24 protein-coding genes are annotated in these 20795 nt (G+C 67.0%); 14 read left to right on the top strand and 10 right to left on the bottom strand.

Translation table 11 applies throughout. The features are described 5' to 3' along the window. Positions 1-69 precede the first annotated feature (69 nt). Together ACT9F5_RS03180 and ACT9F5_RS03175 are read left to right on the top strand one after the other, a co-directional pair. Positions 70-2190 (top strand): M13-type metalloendopeptidase, encoded by a 2121-nt coding sequence (locus ACT9F5_RS03180; RefSeq protein ID WP_445118478.1) that lies wholly within the window; start codon positions 70-72, stop codon positions 2188-2190. A 110-nt stretch (positions 2191-2300) separates the two neighbouring features. Next, positions 2301-2465 carry a hypothetical protein gene (locus tag ACT9F5_RS03175; protein ID WP_445118477.1) on the top strand — a complete coding sequence of 55 codons (165 nt, stop codon included), beginning with the start codon at positions 2301-2303 and terminating at the stop codon, positions 2463-2465. A 6-nt stretch (positions 2466-2471) separates the two neighbouring features. Here the strand turns inward: ACT9F5_RS03175 and ACT9F5_RS03170 are convergent, their stop codons facing one another. Next, positions 2472-3536, bottom strand: a complete 1065-nt coding sequence (locus tag ACT9F5_RS03170; protein ID WP_445118476.1) for a cation diffusion facilitator family transporter — start codon at positions 3534-3536, stop codon at positions 2472-2474. Positions 3537-3621: 85 nt separating this feature from the next. Here ACT9F5_RS03170 and ACT9F5_RS03165 point away from each other — a divergent pair, with 85 nt between their 5' ends. The 3 genes from ACT9F5_RS03165 to ACT9F5_RS03155 all read left to right on the top strand — a co-directional run bounded on the left by ACT9F5_RS03165 (position 3622) and on the right by ACT9F5_RS03155 (position 5231). Beyond that, positions 3622-4065: a BON domain-containing protein gene (locus ACT9F5_RS03165; protein WP_445118475.1), complete on the top strand. Its 444-nt coding sequence runs from the start codon at positions 3622-3624 to the stop codon at positions 4063-4065. A gap of 115 nt (positions 4066-4180) precedes the next feature. After that, on the top strand, positions 4181-4690 hold the full coding sequence (locus ACT9F5_RS03160; protein ID WP_445118474.1) for a GFA family protein: 510 nt from the start codon (positions 4181-4183) through the stop codon (positions 4688-4690). A 70-nt stretch (positions 4691-4760) separates the two neighbouring features. After that, positions 4761-5231, top strand: coding sequence for a DUF1456 family protein (locus ACT9F5_RS03155; RefSeq protein ID WP_445118473.1), 471 nt, complete (start codon positions 4761-4763; stop codon positions 5229-5231). Here the strand turns inward: ACT9F5_RS03155 and ACT9F5_RS03150 are convergent. Both ACT9F5_RS03150 and ACT9F5_RS03145 read right to left on the bottom strand, forming a co-directional pair. After that, positions 5197-5520 (bottom strand): nickel-binding protein, encoded by a 324-nt coding sequence (locus tag ACT9F5_RS03150; RefSeq protein ID WP_445118472.1) that lies wholly within the window; start codon positions 5518-5520, stop codon positions 5197-5199. The two genes, ACT9F5_RS03155 and ACT9F5_RS03150, sit on opposite strands and share 35 nt — an antisense overlap. Positions 5521-5561: 41 nt before the next feature. Next, a complete protein-coding gene (locus ACT9F5_RS03145; protein WP_445118471.1) occupies positions 5562-6116 on the bottom strand; it encodes a hypothetical protein in 555 nt (184 codons plus the stop codon). Between the two features lie 167 nt (positions 6117-6283). Here ACT9F5_RS03145 and ACT9F5_RS03140 point away from each other — a divergent pair, with 167 nt between their 5' ends. Then, positions 6284-7264 carry a cupin domain-containing protein gene (locus ACT9F5_RS03140; protein WP_445118470.1) on the top strand — a complete coding sequence of 327 codons (981 nt, stop codon included), beginning with the start codon at positions 6284-6286 and terminating at the stop codon, positions 7262-7264. Between the two features lie 9 nt (positions 7265-7273). On the opposite strand, the gene ACT9F5_RS03135 is transcribed toward ACT9F5_RS03140, so the two are convergent. Beyond that, positions 7274-9079: an ATP-binding cassette domain-containing protein gene (locus ACT9F5_RS03135; RefSeq protein ID WP_445118469.1), complete on the bottom strand. Its 1806-nt coding sequence runs from the start codon at positions 9077-9079 to the stop codon at positions 7274-7276. A gap of 128 nt (positions 9080-9207) precedes the next feature. Continuing rightward, positions 9208-9663, bottom strand: coding sequence for a hypothetical protein (locus ACT9F5_RS03130; RefSeq protein WP_445118468.1), 456 nt, complete (start codon positions 9661-9663; stop codon positions 9208-9210). 162 nt (positions 9664-9825) lie between these two features. Between ACT9F5_RS03130 and ACT9F5_RS03125 the strand changes: the two genes are divergently transcribed. Then, positions 9826-10746 (top strand): dienelactone hydrolase family protein, encoded by a 921-nt coding sequence (locus tag ACT9F5_RS03125; RefSeq protein ID WP_445118467.1) that lies wholly within the window; start codon positions 9826-9828, stop codon positions 10744-10746. Between the two features lie 7 nt (positions 10747-10753). Here the strand turns inward: ACT9F5_RS03125 and ACT9F5_RS03120 are convergent, their stop codons facing one another. After that, complete coding sequence (locus ACT9F5_RS03120) at positions 10754-11848, bottom strand: hypothetical protein (RefSeq protein WP_445118466.1); 1095 nt, start codon at positions 11846-11848, stop codon at positions 10754-10756. A 187-nt stretch (positions 11849-12035) separates the two neighbouring features. Between ACT9F5_RS03120 and ACT9F5_RS03115 the strand changes: the two genes are divergently transcribed. Beyond that, on the top strand, positions 12036-12302 hold the full coding sequence (locus ACT9F5_RS03115; RefSeq protein WP_445118465.1) for a DksA/TraR family C4-type zinc finger protein: 267 nt from the start codon (positions 12036-12038) through the stop codon (positions 12300-12302). 6 nt (positions 12303-12308) lie between these two features. Here the strand turns inward: ACT9F5_RS03115 and ACT9F5_RS03110 are convergent, their stop codons facing one another. Then, positions 12309-13862 carry a phospholipase D-like domain-containing protein gene (locus tag ACT9F5_RS03110; RefSeq protein ID WP_445118464.1) on the bottom strand — a complete coding sequence of 518 codons (1554 nt, stop codon included), beginning with the start codon at positions 13860-13862 and terminating at the stop codon, positions 12309-12311. Positions 13863-13941: 79 nt separating this feature from the next. Further along, positions 13942-14544 carry a DUF4136 domain-containing protein gene (locus ACT9F5_RS03105; protein ID WP_445118463.1) on the bottom strand — a complete coding sequence of 201 codons (603 nt, stop codon included), beginning with the start codon at positions 14542-14544 and terminating at the stop codon, positions 13942-13944. 136 nt (positions 14545-14680) lie between these two features. Between ACT9F5_RS03105 and ACT9F5_RS03100 the strand changes: the two genes are divergently transcribed. Further along, positions 14681-15022, top strand: coding sequence for a zinc ribbon domain-containing protein YjdM (locus tag ACT9F5_RS03100; protein WP_445118462.1), 342 nt, complete (start codon positions 14681-14683; stop codon positions 15020-15022). Positions 15023-15026: 4 nt separating this feature from the next. Continuing rightward, positions 15027-15683 (top strand): PAQR family membrane homeostasis protein TrhA, encoded by a 657-nt coding sequence (gene trhA, locus ACT9F5_RS03095; RefSeq protein WP_445118461.1) that lies wholly within the window; start codon positions 15027-15029, stop codon positions 15681-15683. A gap of 62 nt (positions 15684-15745) precedes the next feature. Here the strand turns inward: trhA and ACT9F5_RS03090 are convergent, their stop codons facing one another. Next, positions 15746-16216 carry an FKBP-type peptidyl-prolyl cis-trans isomerase gene (locus ACT9F5_RS03090; protein WP_445118460.1) on the bottom strand — a complete coding sequence of 157 codons (471 nt, stop codon included), beginning with the start codon at positions 16214-16216 and terminating at the stop codon, positions 15746-15748. A 188-nt stretch (positions 16217-16404) separates the two neighbouring features. Between ACT9F5_RS03090 and ACT9F5_RS03085 the strand changes: the two genes are divergently transcribed. After that, positions 16405-17010 (top strand): tetratricopeptide repeat protein, encoded by a 606-nt coding sequence (locus ACT9F5_RS03085; RefSeq protein WP_445118459.1) that lies wholly within the window; start codon positions 16405-16407, stop codon positions 17008-17010. 9 nt (positions 17011-17019) lie between these two features. Here the strand turns inward: ACT9F5_RS03085 and ACT9F5_RS03080 are convergent, their stop codons facing one another. Next, complete coding sequence (locus ACT9F5_RS03080) at positions 17020-17394, bottom strand: YkgJ family cysteine cluster protein (RefSeq protein WP_445118458.1); 375 nt, start codon at positions 17392-17394, stop codon at positions 17020-17022. Between the two features lie 209 nt (positions 17395-17603). Here ACT9F5_RS03080 and ACT9F5_RS03075 point away from each other — a divergent pair, with 209 nt between their 5' ends. The 3 genes from ACT9F5_RS03075 to ACT9F5_RS03065 are packed head-to-tail and all read left to right on the top strand — an operon-like array spanning position 17604 to position 20754. Next, complete coding sequence (locus tag ACT9F5_RS03075) at positions 17604-18431, top strand: N-formylglutamate amidohydrolase (RefSeq protein WP_445118457.1); 828 nt, start codon at positions 17604-17606, stop codon at positions 18429-18431. Beyond that, positions 18422-19642, top strand: a complete 1221-nt coding sequence (locus tag ACT9F5_RS03070; protein ID WP_445118456.1) for a tyrosine/phenylalanine carboxypeptidase domain-containing protein — start codon at positions 18422-18424, stop codon at positions 19640-19642. The genes ACT9F5_RS03075 and ACT9F5_RS03070 overlap by 10 nt, the downstream gene beginning before the upstream one ends. Continuing rightward, entirely contained in the window at positions 19639-20754 is a 1116-nt protein-coding gene (locus ACT9F5_RS03065) for a hypothetical protein (RefSeq protein ID WP_445118455.1), read from the top strand. Before ACT9F5_RS03070 ends, ACT9F5_RS03065 begins: the two co-directional genes overlap by 4 nt. Positions 20755-20795 lie beyond the last annotated feature (41 nt).

The raw sequence follows: 20795 nt of genomic DNA, 5'->3' as shown, positions 1-20795 counted from the left end.
ACCGCGGCCCTGGACGGGGTAAAACAGAGGGTCGAATCAATCCACGCACCGTTCCCCGGGGGAACCACCTTGAACAAGACCCTGCTCAGCCTGGCGACCGTCGTCGCCCTCGGACTGGCTGCCGCGCCGGCCGCCCACGCCCACGACCGCTGCGTCGACAACGCCTGCAGCACCGTCTCGTTGCTCGACGGCGCCACCGACGACGCCGGTGGCGGCAGCACCACCGCAGCCACCCGTTTCGGCACCTGGGGTGTCGACACCGACGGCATGGACACCAGCGTCGATCCGGGCGCGGACTTCTTTGGCTACGTCAGCGGTACCTGGGCGGAAAACACCGAGATCCCGGCCGACCGCTCCAGTTGGGGCGCGTTCTACGCCTTGCGCAACCTGTCGGAATCGCGCGTGCGCCAGCTCGTCGAGGGCTACCCGCAGGGCGACCCGGCCAGCGGTGGCGACGCGGCCAAGGTCGCCGCGCTGTACCACGGCTTCCTGGACCAGGCGGCGATCGAGGCGCTCGGCGCCGTGCCGCTGCAGCCGCACCTGGACGCGATCCGCGCCGCCTCCGACAAGGACGCGATCGCCGCGTTGATGGGCCAGCGCAACGCCGGTTTCGGCGGCAGCTTCTTCGGCGTCTACGTCTCCGACGACCAGAAGAGCCCCGACACTTACGCGCTGTACCTGAGCCAGTCCGGCCTCGGGCTGGGCGACCGCCAGATGTACCTCGACGAAAAGTTCGCCCCGCAGCGCGAGCGATACGTCGAGTACATCGCGCAGATGCTCGAACTCGCCGGCTGGGATGCACCGCAGGCCAACGCCGAAGCCATCATGGCGATGGAGACGAAGATCGCCGAGGCCCACTGGACCCGCGCCGAGAGCCGCAACCGCGACAAGACCTACAACCCGGTGATGCTGGCCGATATCGACGCCGCCGCGCCAGGCTTCCCGTGGGCGACGTTCTTCAAGGCCGCTGGCGTCGACTACGCCGACCGCGCGGTGATCCGCCAGGACAGCGCGTTCCCGAAGATCGCAAAAGTCTTCGCCGACACCGACCTGGCCACGCTCAAGGCCTGGCAGGCGTTCCAGACCACCGACAACGCCGCGCCGCTGCTGTCGAAGGAATTCGTCGACGCCGAGTTCGGGTTCCGCAGCAAGTTCATGTCCGGCCAGCCCGAGCAGCGCGAGCGCTGGAAACGCGCCGTCGCCTTCGCCGAGTCGGCGATGGGCGAGGCGATTGGCCGTGACTATGTCGAGCTGTATTTCCCGGCCGACGCCAAGGCCAAGATGGACGACCTGGTCGCCAACGTGAAGGCGGCGATGGGCGCGCGGCTGGAGCAACTGGAGTGGATGAGCCCGGCGACCAAGGCCGAGGCGGCGAAGAAGCTCGCCAACTTCGGTCTGAAGATCGGCCACCCCGACAGCTGGCGCGACTACACCGCGTTGACCGTCAAGAGCGGCGACGTGTTCGGCAATGCCGAGCGCTCCGCCGCCTTCGAGTGGGAGCACGACCGCGTCCGCATCGGCAAGCCGGTCGACGAGGCGGAGTGGGGCATGACCCCGCAGACCGTCAACGCCTACTACTCGTCGGTCAAGAACGAGATCGTGTTCCCGGCCGCCATCCTGCAGCCGCCGTTCTTCGACCCCGACGCCGACCCGGCGGTCAACTACGGCGGCATCGGTGCGGTGATCGGCCACGAGATCATCCACGGCTTCGACGACCAGGGCCGCAAGTCCGACGGCAACGGCCTGCTGCGCGACTGGTGGACAGCGGAAGACGCCACCCAGTTCGAAGCCCAGGCCGAGCGTCTCGGCGCCCAGTACGAGGCCTACGAGTTCCCGACGTTGCCGGGCCTGCACATCAACGGTCGCGCCTCGATGGGCGAGAACATCGGCGACCTCGGCGGCCTGACCATTGCGCTGGAGGCCTACCGCCGCTCGCTCGATGGCAAGGACGCGCCGGTGATCGACGGCTTCAGCGGCGAGCAGCGGCTGTTCATGGGCTGGGCGCAGGTCTGGCGCACCCAGTACCGCGATGACGCCCTGCGCCAGCAACTGGTCGGTGATTCGCACTCGCCGGGTCAGATCCGCGCGTTCGCCCCGCTGCGCAACATCGACGCCTGGTACGACGCGTTCGATGTCACCGAAGCCGATCCGTTGTGGATAGCGCCGGACGATCGCGTGCGGATCTGGTAAGCCGCACCACAATCGAGTGACCTGGAAACCCCCGGCAACCCCGGGGGTTTTTTTGCCCGAATCCCGCCGGTAATTGCGTTGTTTCCCGAGGGCTACTGCGGAGCAAGGCAATGACTGGTTCCACCGACAACAAGGCGCTCGCATTCGGCGCCGCCATCGGGCTGGCGCTCGGTGCCGGCGTAGGGGTGGTGTTCGACAATATCGCGCTGGGCGCGGGTGTCGGGCTGGTGATCGGGGTGGTGTTTGGCCTGATGCGGTCGCGTCGAAAGCGCTGAGGACCGCTACGACTCCGCGGCCAGTGCGTCGTAGTGCGCTTGCCATGCCTGAGGCGTCTGTGGCTTCACGAACAGGGCCACCACCTCCGGGTGCTCGGCGCGCACGGTGGTTTCCAGTCGGTTGATGCAACTTTCGACCTGCGGCGTGGCAAGCGCGTCCTCGAACTCGATGCTCAAGGCGGCGACGACGCTGTTGGGCCCCATCTGCGTGGTCAGCACCCCATTGGCGCAACGCACTTCGGGGTCGTCGTCGGCGATCTGCATGATCGCGGCGCGCAATTTGGGATGCGCCGATTCGCCGAGCAACAATGCCTTGGTTTCGCGTGCGAGCAATGTGGCGGTGGCCACGAGCAACAGCCCGATGCCGATGGATGCGTAGCCATCGAAACTCGGATCGTCCAGCACCAGTGCCAAGGTGATGCCGGCCACGCCGAGCAGCAATCCGATCAGCGCCGCGCTGTCTTCCAGCAGCACGGTCAGGGTGCTGGCGTCCTTGCTGGACTTGAACGCCTCGAACCAACCCTGGTCGCCCTTGGTTGCCCGGAACGCCTTCACCGCCACCCACCATGTGTAGCCCTCGAACACCAGCGAGGCGCCGAACACCGCGTAGTTGACCAGCGGCCGGTCCATTGGCTCGGGATGTTGCAGGTGGTGGATGCCCTGGTAGATCGAAACGCTGCCGCCCAGCGCGAACACCAGCAGCGCGACGATGAAACTCCAGAAGTACAGCTCGCGCCCGTAGCCGTATGGATGCGACGGATCAGCGGGCTTCGACGCGCGCTTGAGGCCGTACAGCAGCAACAGCTCGTTGCAGGTGTCGACCAGCGAATGCACGCCTTCGCTCAGCATTGCGGAGCTGCCGGTGATCGCGGCGGCGATGAACTTGGTGACGGCGATCGCGCCATTGCCGAACAGGGCCGCAAGGACGACCTTCCTGCTGCTGCCGGATGTCTTGGCCATGGAGTGGACCCTCGGATGATGGCTTCGCGCAAAACGGGTGGCCGCGCAGGGCGTAATGGTGGTGGTCGGGGGATGAAGAGCTTGTTCGCGGGGAGCCGGCCGGAAGAGCATGCCAACGCCGCTTTGCCGCCATCTTCGCGTCCGCTTATCGGCCCGGTCCGCACCATGGTCCGCACATGTTTCCCAGGAGTGCCCCATGAGAACCGTTGCCCGATTCGCTGCCGTATTCGCCGCCGGAGTCGCGCTGATGTACTACCTGGATCCGGTGACCGGCCGCCGGCGGCGTGCGCTGGCACGCGATCGTGGGGTCTCTGCCGGCCACGAGGCGGAACACCTGGTGCGCTCCAAGTCCAGGCACGCCATCGATCGCGCACAGGGCATGATGGCGCGTGCCCGTGCCGGCCTCTCGCATTCGCCGGTGGACGATGGCCAGCTTTACGGGCGTATCCGCACCCGGCTGGGGCGCATGGTCGCGCATCCCGGAGAGGTGAGCGTCGAGGTGGACGGAGGCCATGTGGTGTTGCGCGGCCACGCAACGGATGCGGAGATCGACGATCTGATGGCCGCGCTGGTGGCGATGCGCGAGGTTGCCGGCATCGACAACCGGATCTCGGCGGATGTGTCGGGACCGCCACATTGAGGACGCTTGGGGTTGCCTGTCCCACCTGCAACGCACCATGGCATCCCGAAGTCCGCGGTGATATGCCGGCGCGCATGAGCCTGGCTTTCCATGTGCGACCCGGGGAGAAGCAACCGTGAAACTCGAAGGTTCCTGCCATTGCGGCCAGGTGCGTTTCCGCTGCGAAGCCTACGCGCCGGTACCGTTCCTGCATTGCTACTGCTCGATCTGCCGCAAGACCGCCGGCGGCAGCGGCAGCGCGGTCAACCTGGGCGCGCGCGCCGACACGCTGGAAGTTGAGGGCCGGGAGCATCTGGGCGTCTACCAGGCGCGCATCGACGACGGCGATCAATGCCGCATCAGTTCAGGCCAGCGACATTTCTGCACCGGCTGCGGCAGCGCGTTGTGGCTGTTCGACCCGCAATGGCCGGAACTGGTGCATCCGCATGCTTCGGCCATCGACACGCCGCTGCCATCGCCGCCCGAGCGGGTGCACATGCTGCTGGATTCGAAAGCCAACTGGGTGCAGGTGCCGCACGGCCGGCACGACCGTCATTTCGACGCGTTCCCGGAAGAGTCGCTGGAGGACTGGCATCGGCGACAGGGTTTGCTGGATGAGGCGGATGGGACGACCAGGGCGGGTTGACCCATGCGCCGCAACCGCGGATCGTTGGGTCTGCACCGGCGCCCGCCGGACGCGCTGAACCGGACCGGAAATGATCAACAACGACGTACTGCGCAGCATCCGCTACATGCTCGACCTCAGCGATGGAAAGGTGGTGGAGATCAGTCACCTGACCGATCCGGATTTCCCGATCGAGAAGGCGGATGTCGAGGCGTTCCTGAAGAAGGACAACGAAGATGGCTACGTCGAATGCAGTAACGCGGTGCTGGCGCATTTCCTCGACGGGCTGGTGATCCATCGGCGTGGCCGCAACCCGGATTTGCCGCCGCGGCCGGTGGAGAAGCGGGTCAACAACAACGTGGTGCTGAAGAAGTTGCGCGTCGCGTTCGAGTTGAAGGACCTCGACATGCACGAGGTCTTCGAGGCCGCTGGGTTCCCGATCTCCAAGCCGGAACTGTCCGCGCTGTTCCGCCAGCCGGGGCACAAGAACTTCCGGCTGTGCGGCGACCAGTTGCTGCGCAACTTCCTCAAGGGCCTGACGTTGCGGGTTCGCGGCGCCTGAGTTGCCCTGGCGCGGCTCCGTCCGCGTAGTCCGGGTCGATGATGGCCGACACCGGCGTGATCCGGGTGGCGGGGAATCCGGAGCGCTCGGCATGCTCGCGGATCAGGCCTTCGCTGGCGGCGTCGTAGATGCAATAGATGCGGTCGCCGGCCACGTAGCTGTGACGCCACTGGATATCGCCGTCCATGGCTGCGAGGACGGCGTTGGACTGTCGGGTCGCTCCGGCGAGTTGCTCCGGCGTCATCGCGCCGGAGCCGGGAATATCGCGCTCGATCAGGAATCGGGGCATGTCGTTCTCCTCGCGGCCGTGTTGGGTGCGTTGGGCGATGGTCAGGTGAGCGGCGGGTCGTAGGACTCGCACGACACCCGCGGGTTCCAGCTCGAGTACATGCCGCTGGGGTTGTGCTTCCAGGCCCAGACGTGCAGGCCGTAGAACGCCGGCAGGCCATACCGGTTGGGGCTGCCCTGGTAGTGGAACAGTTGGCCCTGCAGTACCGGCGGCGATGCATTGGCCGCATCCCAGGCCTCGGCGATCACCAGGTACTCGACCGCGACCAGTTGCATCCGGCCGTTGCGCCGCGGTTCGTACACCAGCACTTCCGGGCGGTTGGCGTCGAGTGTCCCGTCGCTGACGAGGACGCCGTTGGCATAGTGCAGGCCCATGGCGCCGTGCTGGTGCCCGCTGGTGCAGCCAAGGAAGGCGCCGTAGCCGTCGGCTTCGGCCCGGCTGAGGTGCAGGTAGCGGTGCGTGGCTTCGCGGACCGTCTGGACCAGTCCGGTGGCGTTGCCGTGTCCACCACCGTGGTGCGCGTCCGCCGCGATGGCGGGAGTCCACGCGCAGATGACAAGGAGGGCGGGCAGTGAATGTTCGAGTCGAATTTTCATGGGTGCTCCAGTGGTGGAAGGGGTGCAGTGATCCGCTCCTTGGATGAAGCGATCGTGGGCGCCTCGCATCCCACGCGCCATGACTGATCCGTCGCGATCGTTGTCCGTTCGTGCAAACGGTTGCCCTGCCATCCGCCGGTATTGACCGATCGTCCGTGGAGGCTGTTTTGGATGTCCTGTCCGATGTGTTGCGTGCGGTACGCCTGACCGGCGCGGTCTTCTTCGACATCCACGCGCATGCGCCGTGGGTGGCAGAGTCGCCGGCGGTGGCGAGCATCTGCGCCAGCGTCATGCCGGATTTCGAGCACGTGATCTGCTTCCACATCCTGATGGAGGGTTCGTGCTGGGCGCAGCTGGCCGACGAGTCGCTGCCGGCGATCCGGCTGGAGGTGGGTGATGCGGTGATCTTCGCCGGCGGGGACGGGCATTACATGGGCACCGAGCGCGGCAAGCGGTCGGTGCCGAACATGGAGATCTACTACCGTCCGGTCGACACGGCGCTGCCGTTCGTGTTCAACGAGTTCGGCGGCCATGGGGTCGAGACGCGTTTTGTCTGCGGCTACCTGGGATGCGATTCGCGGCCGTTCAACCCGATCCTCGGCGCGCTGCCGCGGGTGCTGCACGTGCGTGGTGGTGGGGGTGGCGGACACCTCACCCACGAACTGATCCAGGTCGCGCTGGAGGAAACCCGTGCGCCGCGGGCCGGCGGCGAGACGATCCTGTCCAAGCTCAGCGAGCTGATGTTCCTGCACGCGGTACGCCAGCACATCGACGGCCTGCCGGAGGCATCCACCGGCTGGCTGGCCGGACTGCGCGACCGCCATGTCGGCGCGGCGTTGCGGTTGATGCACGGACGGCCGGCGCAGGCGTGGACGCTGGACACGCTCGCCCGAGAGGTCGGCTTGTCGCGGTCCGCATTCGCCGAGCGGTTCAGCCGGATCATGGGCACGCCGGCGATGCACTACCTCGGCCAGTGGCGGCTGCAACTGGCGGCCAACGCACTTGGGCGGGGACTGAGCATCGCCCAAGCCGCGTCCGAGGTTGGCTATGAATCCGAAGCCGCGTTCAACCGCGCGTTCAAGCGCCAGGTCGGCATGCCGCCCGGCGCGTGGCGGCGGAGCGCGTTGGCGCCGGCCGCGGCCTCTTGACGCCGACCGTCAGCGATAGCCCTGCGCCTGCAGCGAGAACAGGTGCGCATAGTGGCCGTCGGCCGCGATCAGCTGCTCGTGGCTGCCGCGCTCGATGATGCGGCCGTCCTGGATGACGATGATCTGGTCGGCCATGCGCACGGTCGAGAAGCGGTGCGAGATCAGGATCGCGATGCGGTTGTCGGTCAGCTTGCGGAAGTGCTCGAAGATGGTCGCCTCGGCGGCCGCGTCCATCGCCGCGGTCGGCTCGTCGAGCACCAGGATGTCGGCGCGCGAGCGCATGAAGGCGCGGGCCAAGGCGATCTTCTGCCATTGGCCACCGGACAGCTCGCGGCCCTCGCGGAACCACTTGCCGAGCTGGGTATCGAAACCGGCCGGCAGGGTCTCGATGAACGGCGTGGCCATGCCCATGTCGGCGGCTTCCTGCCAGCGCTCGCGGTTCTCGAAGTGCTCGACGTCGCCGGCGCCGACATTCTCGCCGACCCGCATCTGGTAGCGCGCGAAGTCCTGGAAGATCACGCCGATGCGCTGCAGCAGCGTGGCCTCGTCCCACTCCTGCAGGTCGCGGCCGTCGAGCAGGATGCGGCCGGTGTCGGGCGAGTACAGTCGGGTCAGCAGCTTGATCAGGGTGGTCTTGCCGGAACCGTTCTGGCCGACCAGCGCCAGCGACTCGCCGGGGCGGATGTGCAGGTTGATGTCCTGCAGTGCCGGGGTGTCGGAGCCGGGGTAGGTGAAGCCGACGTTCTCGAAGCGGATGCCGTCGCTGGGGTCGGGACCCTTCTCGGCGGTGCCGCGCGCCGCCGGTACCGGGGTTTCCAGGTACTCGTACAGCGTCGACAGGTACAGGTTGTCCTCGTACATGCCGCCGATTGCCGACAGGCTGGCCGACACCGCCGCCTGGCCCTGGCGGAACAGCATCAGGTACATCGTCATCTGGCCGAGCGTGATGCGCCCGACGACGGTGGTCATGGCGATCCAGCCGTACGCGACATACAACGTCACGGTGCCGATCAGGCCGAGCACGAAGCCCCAGCCGTCGCGGCGGATCGCCAGCTCGCGGTCGGCGCTGTACAGCGTGTGGAAGATGCCGCGGTAGCGGTCCAGCAGCAGCGGGCCGAGGCCGTAGAGCTTGACCTCCTTGGCGTGGTCCTCGCGCGCCAGTACGGTCTCCAGGTACATCTGCATCCGGGTTTCCGGCGAGCGCCAGCGGAACAGCCGGAAGGCGTCGCCGGAGAAGCGCGTCTCGGCCACGAACGACGGCAGCCCGGCCAGCAGCAGCACGCCGACCGCCCACGGCGAGAACTGCGCCAGCAACACGCCGTAGCTGACCAGCGAGATGCCGTTCTGGACCAGTCCGAAGGTGCGGTTGACCAGCGACAGCGGCCTTGAGGAGGCCTCGCGCCGCGCCCGGGTCAGCTTGTCGTAGAACTCCGAGTCTTCGAAGTGCGCGAGCTGCAACGTCAGCGCCTTCTCTAGGATCATCACGTTGACCCGCTGGCCCAGCTGGGCGCGCAGCAGCGACTGGCACAACGAGATGCCGCGCTGGGCTCCGGCCAGGGCCATCACCAGCCCGGCCTCGACCGCGATCACGGTGAACACCGGCCTCAGCAGCAGCGGCTCGCCGGCCGCCACCGCACGGCTGGCCTCGACCACCGCATCGATGATCAGCGCGCCGACCCAGGCGACGCCGGCCGGCAGCAGGCCGGCGATCAGGGTCAACAGTCCGAGCGCGACGGTCAGCGGCCGGCTGGTGCTCCAGACCAGCTCCAGGGCGCGACCGCTGAAGCGGAACACGCCGAGGAAGCTGCTGGTCAACTCATTGGAGCCGGTGTCGGGGGATGAATGCGGAGAAGGAGGCAAGGAGTCGTGTTCCGGACAGGTGCGGAATCTGCGATATGGGGCCGGTTACCCGCATCCGCAAACCGGCTGGCCCGCATGGCCGCTCACTCGCAACGGTGGCGCACCATCCCGATGCCCGAGCTGGTATCGGTCAACGTGTTGCCGTCGTCCGACAACTCGAACGCGTGCGTCGACTCGAACACCTCGCCCTCGCCGGTCATGTCGGCGACCAGGGTGATGTCCGATTCGTCGCTGACGGTTACCGAGGTGATCGTGCCGCTGCTTTCGTGGAAGCGGATGTCGTCGGCGCCGATCCGCAGTCGGGACGGATTGTTGGCGGTGCCGCAATCGGCGGGCGTGCTGTTCCACTCTCCCTGGAAGCGTTCCGGCACAGTGCTGGCTTCGGCGGGAGCGGGGGTACGTGGCTCGGTCGGCGGGCCGGGCTCTGCCGTGACGGCGGGGGGCGCACCGGGTGTCGTAGTCGTGGGGGGCTGCGGCTCGCCGGTCGGGGTGCAGCCGACGATGAGGGCGAGGGCGATTGCAAGAATGGTTGGCTTCACGATGGACTCCGATTGCCTGCGATGCAGGTGGGGACTTTGATGCAGGTGAGGACTCTAGGGCGCAGAATGCGAAACGCGGGTGAGCATGGGGACGGTTTTCCCATTCGATAACAATTCCCCGGATATGCTTCGACCCGCGAGCCACTCGTCCCGGAGAAAGCCATGTCGAACCGACCCCGTGCAAAGGCCAGCGACTTCGATCCGGAAGTGCTGAGATTGTTCGACCAGTACGTGCATGGCGCTATCGACCGCCGCGGCTTCCTCGCCGGCGCGGCGCGTTTCGCGGTCGGTGCGGCCACGGCCACCGGGCTGCTCGCGGCGCTGGCGCCACGCTTCGCCGAAGCGCAACAGGTCAAGCCCGATGATCCGCGGCTGTCGGCGGATTTCGTCGAGTTCGACTCGCCAAAGGGCTACGGCACCGGTCGCGGCTATCTGGTGAAACCCGCCGCGACTGACGGCCCATTGCCTCTGGTGCTGGTGGTGCACGAGAACCGCGGCCTCAATCCGCATATCGAAGACGTCACGCGACGGATGGCGCTGGAGGGCTTCATCGCGTTCGCCCCCGACGCGCTGTTTCCGCTGGGCGGTTACCCCGGTGACGAGGACGCAGCGCGCGAGCTGTTCGGCAAGCTCGACCAGGACAAAACCCACGGGGACTTCCTCGCCGCGGCTTCAATGCTCGGCAAGGTCGAGGGCGGCAACGGGCGGATGGGCGTGGTCGGCTTCTGCTACGGCGGCGCCATGGCCAATTTTCTTGCAACACGTTTGCCTGACCTGGCCGCGGCGGCTCCGTTCTACGGCACCGCGCCACCGGTGGACGACGTGGACGCCATCAAGGCCGAATTGCTGGTGGTGCTCGCCGCCAACGACGACCGCGTCAACGCGACATGGCCGGCTTATGAAGCCGCGCTCAAGGCGGCTGGCGTGACCCATGCCCTGTACCAGCCGGCGGGCACCCAGCACGGCTTCAACAACGACACCACGCCGCGCTACGACGAGGACGCCGCGGCCGAAGCCTGGCGCCGCACGATCGCGTTGTTCGACCGCGCCCTGCGCGACGGACCGGTGCCGTCGGCAGGGTAGGTTTTCCTCAGTCCAGCAACTGCAGGCCGACCACGGCGGTCAGGACCGCTGCGAGGATGGCGAAGTTGCCATTCCCGTCGCGTCCGCCGTAACGGTAGCGGCTGGAGTAGCTGTCGTCGTAGCCGCGCCGGAAGCCTTCGCGGAAATAATGGTTGTAGGTGGCCTGGTCGATGTAATAGCCCTGGTAGCCGTAGTTGGCGTCCTGGTAGGCGTAGCTGTTGCGGTAGTCGCTGCGCCACCTGTCCTCGCGATCGGCGCGGCCGGCGCGCAGGCCCTCCTCGTAGCCGTAGCGGACCGCTTGGCGGATCAGGTCGGCGCCGTATCGATTGGTCTGGTGCCAGCGATCGCCGTAGGAGTACCGGTAGCTGGCGGGCGTCGAGTAATAGCGGTCGCTGTAATAGTTGTGGTTGCGCGCGTCGAACCGTGACTGATGCTGGCGCAGGCGCGCGTAGTAGGCCTGCTGGTAGCGGTACTGGTTGATGCGGCGCTGCTGCTGCAGGACACGGGCGCGTTGCGCCGCCTGGCGCTGCCGCAGGTCACGGTCGTGGCGGAAGCGGTCCGCGCGCTGCCGGTCGCGGCGAATACGCTGCTCGCGATCATTCTGTGCGCGCGCCATTTCCCGGCGCTGTTCGCGTACACGCGCATCCTCGCGTACACGCCGGTCATTGCTGCGCGTCTGCCGTTCACGCTCGGCCTGTTGGCGTACCACGCGCTGCCGGTCGTTGCGGGCCTCTACCTGCCGTTGCTGCTCGGTGCGCCGCTGCTGCGCTTGCCGGCGTTGCGACTGCTGCGCCGCCTGCGCGCGCTGGACCTGGTGACGGACATCGGCCTGCTGTCGCCGCTGGACATACGCGGGCTTTTCGCTCCCGCGGTTGTCGCGCCTGCGGTTGTCGACTCTGTCGCGGGCCTCCGCGCGCGCCTGTTCGGCGTTCCTGCGTGCCTTGGCCTGTGGTTGGTCGGCATGCTTGCCCTTGTCGGACTGCTCGCGCCGTTCGCGTTCGTCGTGCTGCTTCTGGCGCGCGTCGGCCGGTGCTGAGAGACCGAGTGCCATCACCGCGCCGAGTACCAGCGCAAATACGGTCTGTTGGGAGGAAAGTGTCATGTCGGCCCCCTGTAGGCTCCGCGCCAACGAACGGTTGGCCGGGACCTACTTGGCGGCAGCCACCGTGAATGACATCTGACCCCCGGCCAGTGTCGTTCAGCTTGAATGCCGATGACGGACGGTCGACGTCCGGTTCATGGCCGCGGCGCTATCCTGCCGGCCTGGCTTGCTTTTCCGGAGACTTCCCATGGCGACTGGCTGGGCCGGTGACGGCGCCGTACAGGACCAGATCGATGCCACCGTCAAGGACGGCATCAAGCGCGCGCGCAGCCAGCTGAAGCGCGGCCCGGGCCTGGCCCATTGCGAAGAATGCGATGCACCTATCCCCGAGGCGCGCCGCGAGGCCGTTCCCGGCGTGCGCCTGTGCATCGCCTGCCAGGAAGCGGAAGATCGCGAACAGGGCATCGCCGGGGGTTACAACCGGCGCGGCAGCAAGGACAGCCAACTGCGTTGACGGTTGCTACAGCTGCGACTCGATCGGCAGCCAGCCCAGTACGGTGACGAGGCCACGCTGCCACGCGCTGGTGTCGGGTTCTTCCCTCAGCGCCACGGGAGGATGCTGCGCGCGGTCGAGCCAGCGCACCTCGCCGTCGGCGTCGAGGTAGACCCAGTAGCTCAGTGCGGGATCGGTCAGGCGCAAATACTCGTTGCGCAGGTCGATGGCGATCGCGCGATCCTCGAACAGGACGCCCATCTCGGTATTGAGGTCGATCGAACGCGGGTCGAGGTTGAACGATCCGACGAAGCCGCGCACATCGTCGACCACGAAGGCCTTGGTATGCAGGCTGGCGCCGCTGCTGCCGAATACACCGGCCGATTCGGTGTGGCCGCGTGCCTTCATTTCGTACAGGTGCACGCCTTGCCCGAGCAGGTCCTCGCGATAGCCCGCGTAGCCACTGTGCACCGCCGGCGCGTCGTTGGCGGCGAGCGAGTTGGTGGCGATGCCGACCTCGGCGCCACGGCGGGCGAGGGCTGCGAATCCGTCCACGCCGTCGTCGCCGGGAACGAAATAGGGCGAGATCAGAAGTGCCTTCTGGCGGGTGGTCGCGAGCATGTCGGTCAAGTGCCCGACGAGCCAGTCCTCGCGGTTGCCGCCGCGCTTGATCGGTGGATCGGAGACCACCTCCACGTTGGCGGTCCAGTGCGGTTCCAGCGAGCGCTGCTGGTAGGCGCGTACGGCCTGGGACTCGGCGACGCGCTGCAGGTAGGGCTGTGCCTCGGCCTGGTGCGCTTCGAGGTCGACACTGGCCAGCATCGCCTGCAGTTCTTCCGGGCGCTTGCGGTTGAGCGCTGCGATCGGCACCGCGGCGGCGCTGTTCCAGTACTGGTCGAAGATCGTGCTGGCCTGGGCCACTGCCGGGCCGAACAGCAGGAGGTCGAGGTCGCGAAAGTTGACCTCGGCATCGGCGTTGAAATATTCCTCGCCGATATTGCGCCCGCCGATCACCGCCACCCGGCCGTCGGCGATCCAGGCCTTGTTGTGCATCCGGTGGTTGATGCTGAAGACGCGCTGGATCATTTCGAGCACGCGCTCGAAGCCTTCCCGGTTGCGGAACGGGTTGTACAGGCGCAGCTCGATGTTGGGGTGGGCGTCCAGCGTCATCAGCTGCGGGTCGAGGCCCTCGGCGTTCATGTCGTCGAGCAGCATGCGCACGCGGACCCCGCGCTCGGCCGCCTCGTGGACCTCGCGTGCGAGCAGGTGGCCGGTCAGGTCGTCGTGCCAGATGTAGTACTGCAGGTCGAGGCTGCGGCCGGCCTTGCGGGTGGCGATCGCACGCGCGGCAAAGGCATCCAGGCCATTGGCCAGCAGCAGCACGCCGGTCTTGCCGGGGTTGGCGGCCAGCATCGGCACCAGTTCGCGGTCGATGGCGGTCTGGTCGGGCCGGGGTGCCAGTGCGTGGCTTGGGGCACCGGTGGCCGGCGGGGTCAGGTGGTCGGCCAGCAGCAGGCCGCTGCCGATGATGAAGGCCAGCGCAACTATCGCGAAGGCGATCGCGCGGAGTATTCGTCGCATCCCGAGTCCAGTGAGTCCCCTCCGACCGGAGTATGGCGGGGGGCGGCGATACTTTCACGCTGGTGGCGGTCTCGCGCCGTTACTGCGCCTGCCGCGGCTGCGCCGAACCTGCGGTGTACGGGTATTGCATGAAAATCGCCGCGATCGCCGCGTCCGCGGCCTGCACGCGCTCCTGCGGGGTCCGTTGGGTAACCCGGCCGATCGCGTCGCCGGTCCAGACCAGGTGGTTGCGCTCAGCGTCGACCAGATCGACCGTGAGGGTGCCTTCGGTGTAGTCGTTCACCCGCGTCTCGTCGTACCAGACCGGTACGGCGAAGTAGCGCCGGGCGCGGTAGCTGTAGAAGTACTGGGTGTCCGAACGCGGCACGCTGTAGACGTCGGTGCGCTCGCGGATGATGCCCTGGAAGTTCACCCGCAGGTCGGGATCGTCCGGGTCGAAGCGGTAACCGCGGGCTTCCATTTCACGGCGCACACTGGTCTTGATCCGGTCGGACAGGTAGGTGGTGTAGCCGGACTGCTCCATCGCCAGCGGCTCGTAGAACGCGTACGTCACGTACTTCGAGAAGTCGGCGGCGGGATCGGCATCGGTGCGTACGCGCGGACCGGTGGCACAGGATGCCAGCAGGACCACGATGGCCAGTCCAGCCAGCAAAGGACCGGGGAAGTGGCGTGGGGGTCGCATGGCATGCCTCCGCAGGCGTGGGTGGCTGGGACGCTAGCAACCCGGCCCCGTGCGTCGCGTGAAAAGTGCCGTGGCGTCCCGGGTCGCTGCACGGGTGGCGCCTATAATCCGGGGCTGCCACCGAACTGGACGGATCATGCCCGATATCCCCGCCTGCCCCCGATGCGGCATGGAGAACACCTATCCCGACGGCGACAACTGCGTCTGCCCCGATTGCGCCCACGAATGGCCGGTGGCCGGCAATACGGAAGTCGACGATGACGCGGTGGTCCGCGACTGCAACGGCAACCTGCTGTCCGCGGGCGACTCGGTGGTGGTGGTCAAGGACCTCAAGGTCAAGGGTTCATCGATCAACCTGAAGCAGGGCACGGTGATCAAGGGCATCCGCCTGGTCGACGGCGACCCGGAGCACATCGAAGGCAATTCCGACAGGATCAAGGGACTGGTGCTCAAGACCTGCTTCCTCAGGAAGGGATGAGTCCATGCACGGCAGCGAACCCGGCGCACAACCGGCCGACGGCGGCCCCGGCGAGGAATTCGCCAACGCGTTGACCCACGGGCTGGGCGCGGTCGCGGCGTTGGCGGGCGGAGCGTTGCTGATCACCCTGGCCGCGCTCCACGGCGATGCCTGGCAACTGGCCGGGGCGATCGTGTTCGGGGTGTCGTTGTTGCTGCTGTACGTCGCCTCGACGCTCTACCACTCGATCATGCATCCGCAGGCCAAGGCGCGGCTGAAGGTATTCGACCACTGCGCGATCTACGTGCTGATCGCCGGGACGTACACGCCATTCACGCTGGTGGGCCTGCGCGGACCCTGGGGCTGGGGGCTGTTCGCGGCGATCTGGCTGCTGGCGGTGGCCGGGGTCGTGTTCAAACTTTATTTCACCGGCCGCTTCAAGCGGTTGTCGACGCTGATCTACATCGCGATGGGCTGGCTGGTGCTGGTCGCGTTCAAGCCGTTGCTGGAGGCGCTGGACGACTGGACGCTCGGCTGGCTGCTCGGCGGCGGCGCCTGCTACACCCTGGGCACGGTGTTCTACCACCGGCCCTCATTGCGGTATTCGCACGCGATCTGGCACCTGTTCGTGGTTGCCGGCAGCGTCTGCCATTACGTCGCGGTGATGGCGCAGGTGGTCTGAGCTTGCGGGTGGGGCGACCAGGGAACCCGCGTCGGAAGCGGGTTCCCGGTCGGATGGCGCATTCAGGCGGCGGGGGCCACGCGGCCGTCGTTCAGTTCGGTTTCCGACGCTTCGCGTACATCGGCGACTTCCACCGCGAAGTGCAGGTTCTGGCCGGCCAGCGGATGGTTGCCGTCGACGATGACCTGCTCCGGCTCGACCTTGGTCACCGTCACCAGCAGCGGACCCTGCGGGGTGCGGGCTTCGAACTGCATGCCCGGCTGCACCGATTCCACGCCTTCGAAGGCGCTGCGCGGCACGGTCTGGATCAGCCCGTCGTGGCGCGGGCCGTAGCCTTCCTCGGGCGCTACGTCGGCGTTGAGGCTGTCGCCGGCCTTCTTGCCGACCAGCGCCTTCTCCAGCCCGGGGATGATGTTGCCAGCGCCGTGCAGGTAGGTCAGCGGTGCGTCGGTCGGCGACTTGTCGATCACTTCGCCGGCATCGTTGGTCAGGGTGTAATGGATTGCGGCGACACGCCGCTCGGCGATCTCCATGGGAAGCCTCTCGATAATGGGATTGGGGAGGGTGGATACGCCGGTGGATTCACGGCGATGCTGAAATGGTGCGTTGCCCAGCCTAGGAAAGTTGCCCGGCGAGTGCAAGCTTGGGCCACAATGATGGCGGTCAGCCGCGTTGACCGGTCGCATCGATCATTTCCGCGGGAGCGCACGGAGGTTTGGACATGAACTTCAAGGATCCGGCTCGATTTGCACGGCTTGCCGGCGCCGCCGGGCTGCTGTTCGTGCTCGGTGCATGCGCGAGCCTGGCCGGTCGTCCGGCGCCGCCGGATTACGCCGGTTCGATGGCGGTTGCGCAGACCTATGCGGAAGCGGGTCAGATGGACGCGGCAGTCGCGGCGTTGGAGCAGGCGGCGGCGCTGGAGCCGGCACGCAAGGAGCCGTGGCTGCTGATCGCGCAATTGCGCGCTGGACAAGGTCGCCACGTCGATGCGCTGGCGGCGGCGGAACAGGTGTTGCGCCGGGACCCGGCCGATCGCGCTGCGTATGACATCACCATCGCCAGTGGCCTGCAGGTGGCGCAACGGACGCTGGAGCGCCTGCGCGGGTCCGCACAGGCGCCGGACGACGCCCGTCGCGGCCAGGCGCAGTTGATCGCCGCACTGATGGCGGAGGTGTTCGGGCCGGAGTTGCTGGTGTCCGAAGAGTTCAAGACGCAACTGGCACGCGACGCGATCAATCGCTACCGGGCCGCGCGGGTCAAGCGCCTGCCGGATGCGCGCAAGCCCGAGCCCAAGGGCGACCCGCTGGACCTGCTCGGCGGCGACTGACCGGCGCGCTCAGCGCAACAACAACGGGATCTCGCGATCGAAGCGATGGCGATACTGCTCGCGCTCGTCGCGGCAGTAGGCGCTGCCCATCGCGAACTTGCGGCAGATCGCCGGCCGCTGTTCGTAGATGCCGCAGCACATGCGGGTGTGGTCGACCGCGACGCACCAACCATCTTCGCCGCGCGCCATCACTTCCAGCCCGAGTTCCCCGTGTTCCACCATGTGCCGTGGAACCCGGTCCTCCGGCATGACCACCACCGTGAGGCGGCAGCAGACCGCATCGCAGCTGTCGCAGGAAATGCCCGCATCGACCCCACGGTCGTCGTCGTCCCCGGGGTGGGGGGCGAGAGGGATGATGTGCGCGTGGCTGCCAGGGGCCGGCATTGGAAACTCCCGTAAGGGCGCCACTCCCGGAGGAGCGGTAACGCGTGAGGGGGAGCGAGGCGGGCGACTGGAGAGCTGTCGGACGGGACGCGTGAAGTGCCGTGTGGGCGTGACTCATCGTACAGGTCGGGTGTCGGGTGGCTGCGAAATCTTGAATCGCCGTTCAGTTGCTCACGGATGACTCATGCCGCGTTTGGGAGCATCGGCGCATGCAGAATCCCGACATTCCGTTGCGCCGCTCCGACGCTTGGGCCTGCGAGGACTGGGACTTGGTCCTCGGCAATGGACCGGTCATCGCGACCGCGATCCACGATGGCCATGAGGTCCGTCCGTCCCTGCAGCCATGGCTTGCAATCAGCGAGGACGATCGCCGTCGCGAGGAGGATCCGCTCACCGGCCTGCTGACCGTGGTCGGTGACGTGCGGTTCCAGGCCTACGCGTCGCGGTTCCAGGTGGACCTCAACCGTCCGCGGGACAAGTCGTTCTCGACCGATCCTGCCGATACCTGGGGCTTGCGGATCTGGCGTGACGAACTGCCCGACACCGAACGCGAGCGTTCGCTGGGCGAGCACGACCGCTTCTACGCAATGGTGCGCGAGCTGATCGATGGATTGCTCGATCGCTGGGGCACGGTGCTGCTGATCGACATCCACAGTTACAACCACCGGCGCGATGGCGCCGATGCCGAACCCGCCCCACCGCGCGGAAACCCGGACATCGAGCTGGGCGTGACCACGCTCGATCCGCGCCGCTGGGGCAGGGTAGCGACCCGCTTTGCCGATACCTTGCGCGCAAATCCCATCGGTGGGCGCACGCCGGATGTCCGCGAGAACGTGCGCTTCCCGACCGGCGGCTATTTCCCGGAATGGGTATATGCAACCTGGGGCGAGCGCGTCTGCACCATCTCGCCCGAATACAAGAAGACCTTCATGGACGAGTGGACCGCGCAGGCCGATATCGCGGCCATCGAGGACATGCGTCGCAGCCTGCGCAAAGCGGTGGACGCGGTTCGCGGGGAGTTCGGCACATGTCGCTAGATACAAGCGCGTCGAGCCTGCATCCGCCGATGTCCGCATGCCGGCCGTTGCCGCCGGTCGCGGCGCGCGTCGACGCCGAACTGGCGCGCATGGATGGCGAGGTCGACTGGCTGCTGGCGCTATCGCCGATCGGCAACGATGCGCTGTGGGACAGCTTCGAGGCCAGCGGTCACACCGAAACCCGGCCTTTGCAGTACATCGACCTCGATGTCGACCTGCACGCCGCGCGTGAACGCCTGCGCGCGCTGCCGGTGGAGGACATCGAATCGCCGTTGCTGTCCGGCCTGCTGTCGGAAAAACAGCGCGAACTCGAACGCCAGATCGAGCTGGTCCGCCTGCGCGGAACAGCCGGTTTCATTACCGCCAGCCTCGACCTGTTCGGCGGCGTAGAGCCTTCGCTGCTGAAGCTGGCCAACGCGATCCTCGAACAGGTCGGCTCGGGCGCGCCGCAGGATGCCGATGCCGGCATCGACGAGGTGATGGTCGCGGTCGAGGAAGAGATGGCGTGGTACCGCGAGCAGTCGCCGGATTTCAACGCCGAGGTGGTGGTGGACACCGACCTCAACTCGCTGATGATGGTCTCGCACGGTACGTTCTACATCGACGGCGACCTTCGGGTGCCGAGGGCTCGCGTGCAGCCGCTGATCCAGCACGAGATCGGCACCCACGTGGTGACCCGGCACAACGGCCGGCGGCAATCGCTGCGGCAACTGGAGGTCGGGCTGGCGCATTACGACCCGTTGCAGGAGGGCCTGGGCGTGCTCGCCGAATACCTCGCCGGCTACCTGCCGGCCGAACGCCTGCGGGTGCTGGCCGCGCGTGTCGTCGCCACGGAAATGGCGATCCACGGCGAAGGTATCCCGGCGATCTACGACCTGCTGCACGTCACCCATGGTCTGCCCAGCGACGACGCCTTCGACGTGGCCGTGCGCGCGCTGCGTGGCGGCGGCCTGACCAAGGATGCGGTCTACCTGGGTGGCCTGCGCGACCTGATCGACTACCTGCGCGACGACGGTGAGTTCGAGCCGTTGTTCGTCGGCAAGTTCGCGCTGTCGCACCGGGTGGTGCTCGACCAGTTGATCGACGAGGGCTGGGTCGTCGCCCCCGACCTGCTGCCGCGCTATTGCTCGTGGCCCGACTTCACCGAACGCCTGTCCCATTGCCGGAACCTTCCGGTCGAACGTCTCTTCCATCAGGAACCCGCCCAATGACCCGCAATCCGAGCACCGATTCCAGCACCGGTCCGACCGGCGATGCCTCGCCCAAACGACGCCCCATCAAGCTCGGGTTCGTCATCAACGACATGGCCACCGAGAAGAACAACTACACCACCATCCGGCTCGCACGCACCGCGGTGAACCGTGGCCACGAAGTCGCATTGATCGGCCTGGGCAACTTCATCTATGACGCCAACGGCACCATCCGCGCACACGCCCACATTCCGCGGCAGGACCACTACAAGAATGACGACGAGTTGCTGGCGGACCTGCAGGGCGAGGGCGCCGAGATCCATCGGATCTCCGTCGAGGAACTCGACGTGCTGCTGCTGCGCAGCGACCCCGCCGACGAAGTGGTCGATCGTCCGTGGGCACCCAACAGCGGGCTGTTGTTCGCCCAGTTGGCGGCGCTGCGCCACGTGATCGTGCTGAACGACCCGACCCACCTGACCGACGCGTCCAACAAGACCTATTTCCAGCACTTCCCGGAAGAGGTGCGACCGGTTACCTGCATCACCCTGGATGCCGACGAGATCAAATCGTTCATCAAATCGCACGACGGCTACGGGGTGATCAAGCCGTTGCAGGGCTCGGGCGGGCAGAGCGTATTCGTGGTCACGCCCGACAGCGGCTCCAACCTCAACCAGATGATCGACGCAGTGACCCGCGACGGCTACGCGATCGTACAGGAGTACCTGCCCGACGCGGTCAACGGCGACCTGCGTTTGCTGACGCTCAACGGTCGTCCGCTGGTGGTCGACGGCCATTACGCCTGCTTCCGGCGCTACAACGACAGCGGTGATGCGCGCAGCAACATCACCGCCGGCGGCAAGGTGGAGATGGCGGTGCCCGACGCCGATGCGCTGCGGCTCGCCGAGATCGCCGGGCCCAAGCTCATGCGCGACGGCATGTACCTGGCCGGGCTCGACATCGTCGGCGACAAGATGATGGAGATCAATGTCGATACCCCCGGCGGGATCAACATGGCCGAGGAACTGACCGGCGCCGACTTCAGTGGCCACATCATCGGCGACCTGGAGCGCAAGGTCCGCCTGCGCGACCAGTACAACCGCACCCTGACCAACACCGAGCTGGCGATGATGTAAATGTAGGAGCGACGTAAGTCGCGAAAGCCACAGCCCGGCAA

It is taken from the genome of Lysobacter sp. F6437 (genome assembly GCF_052547215.1).
The sequence above is the reverse complement of the archived record's forward strand: the minus strand, read 5'-3'. Positions and strand labels throughout refer to the sequence as shown.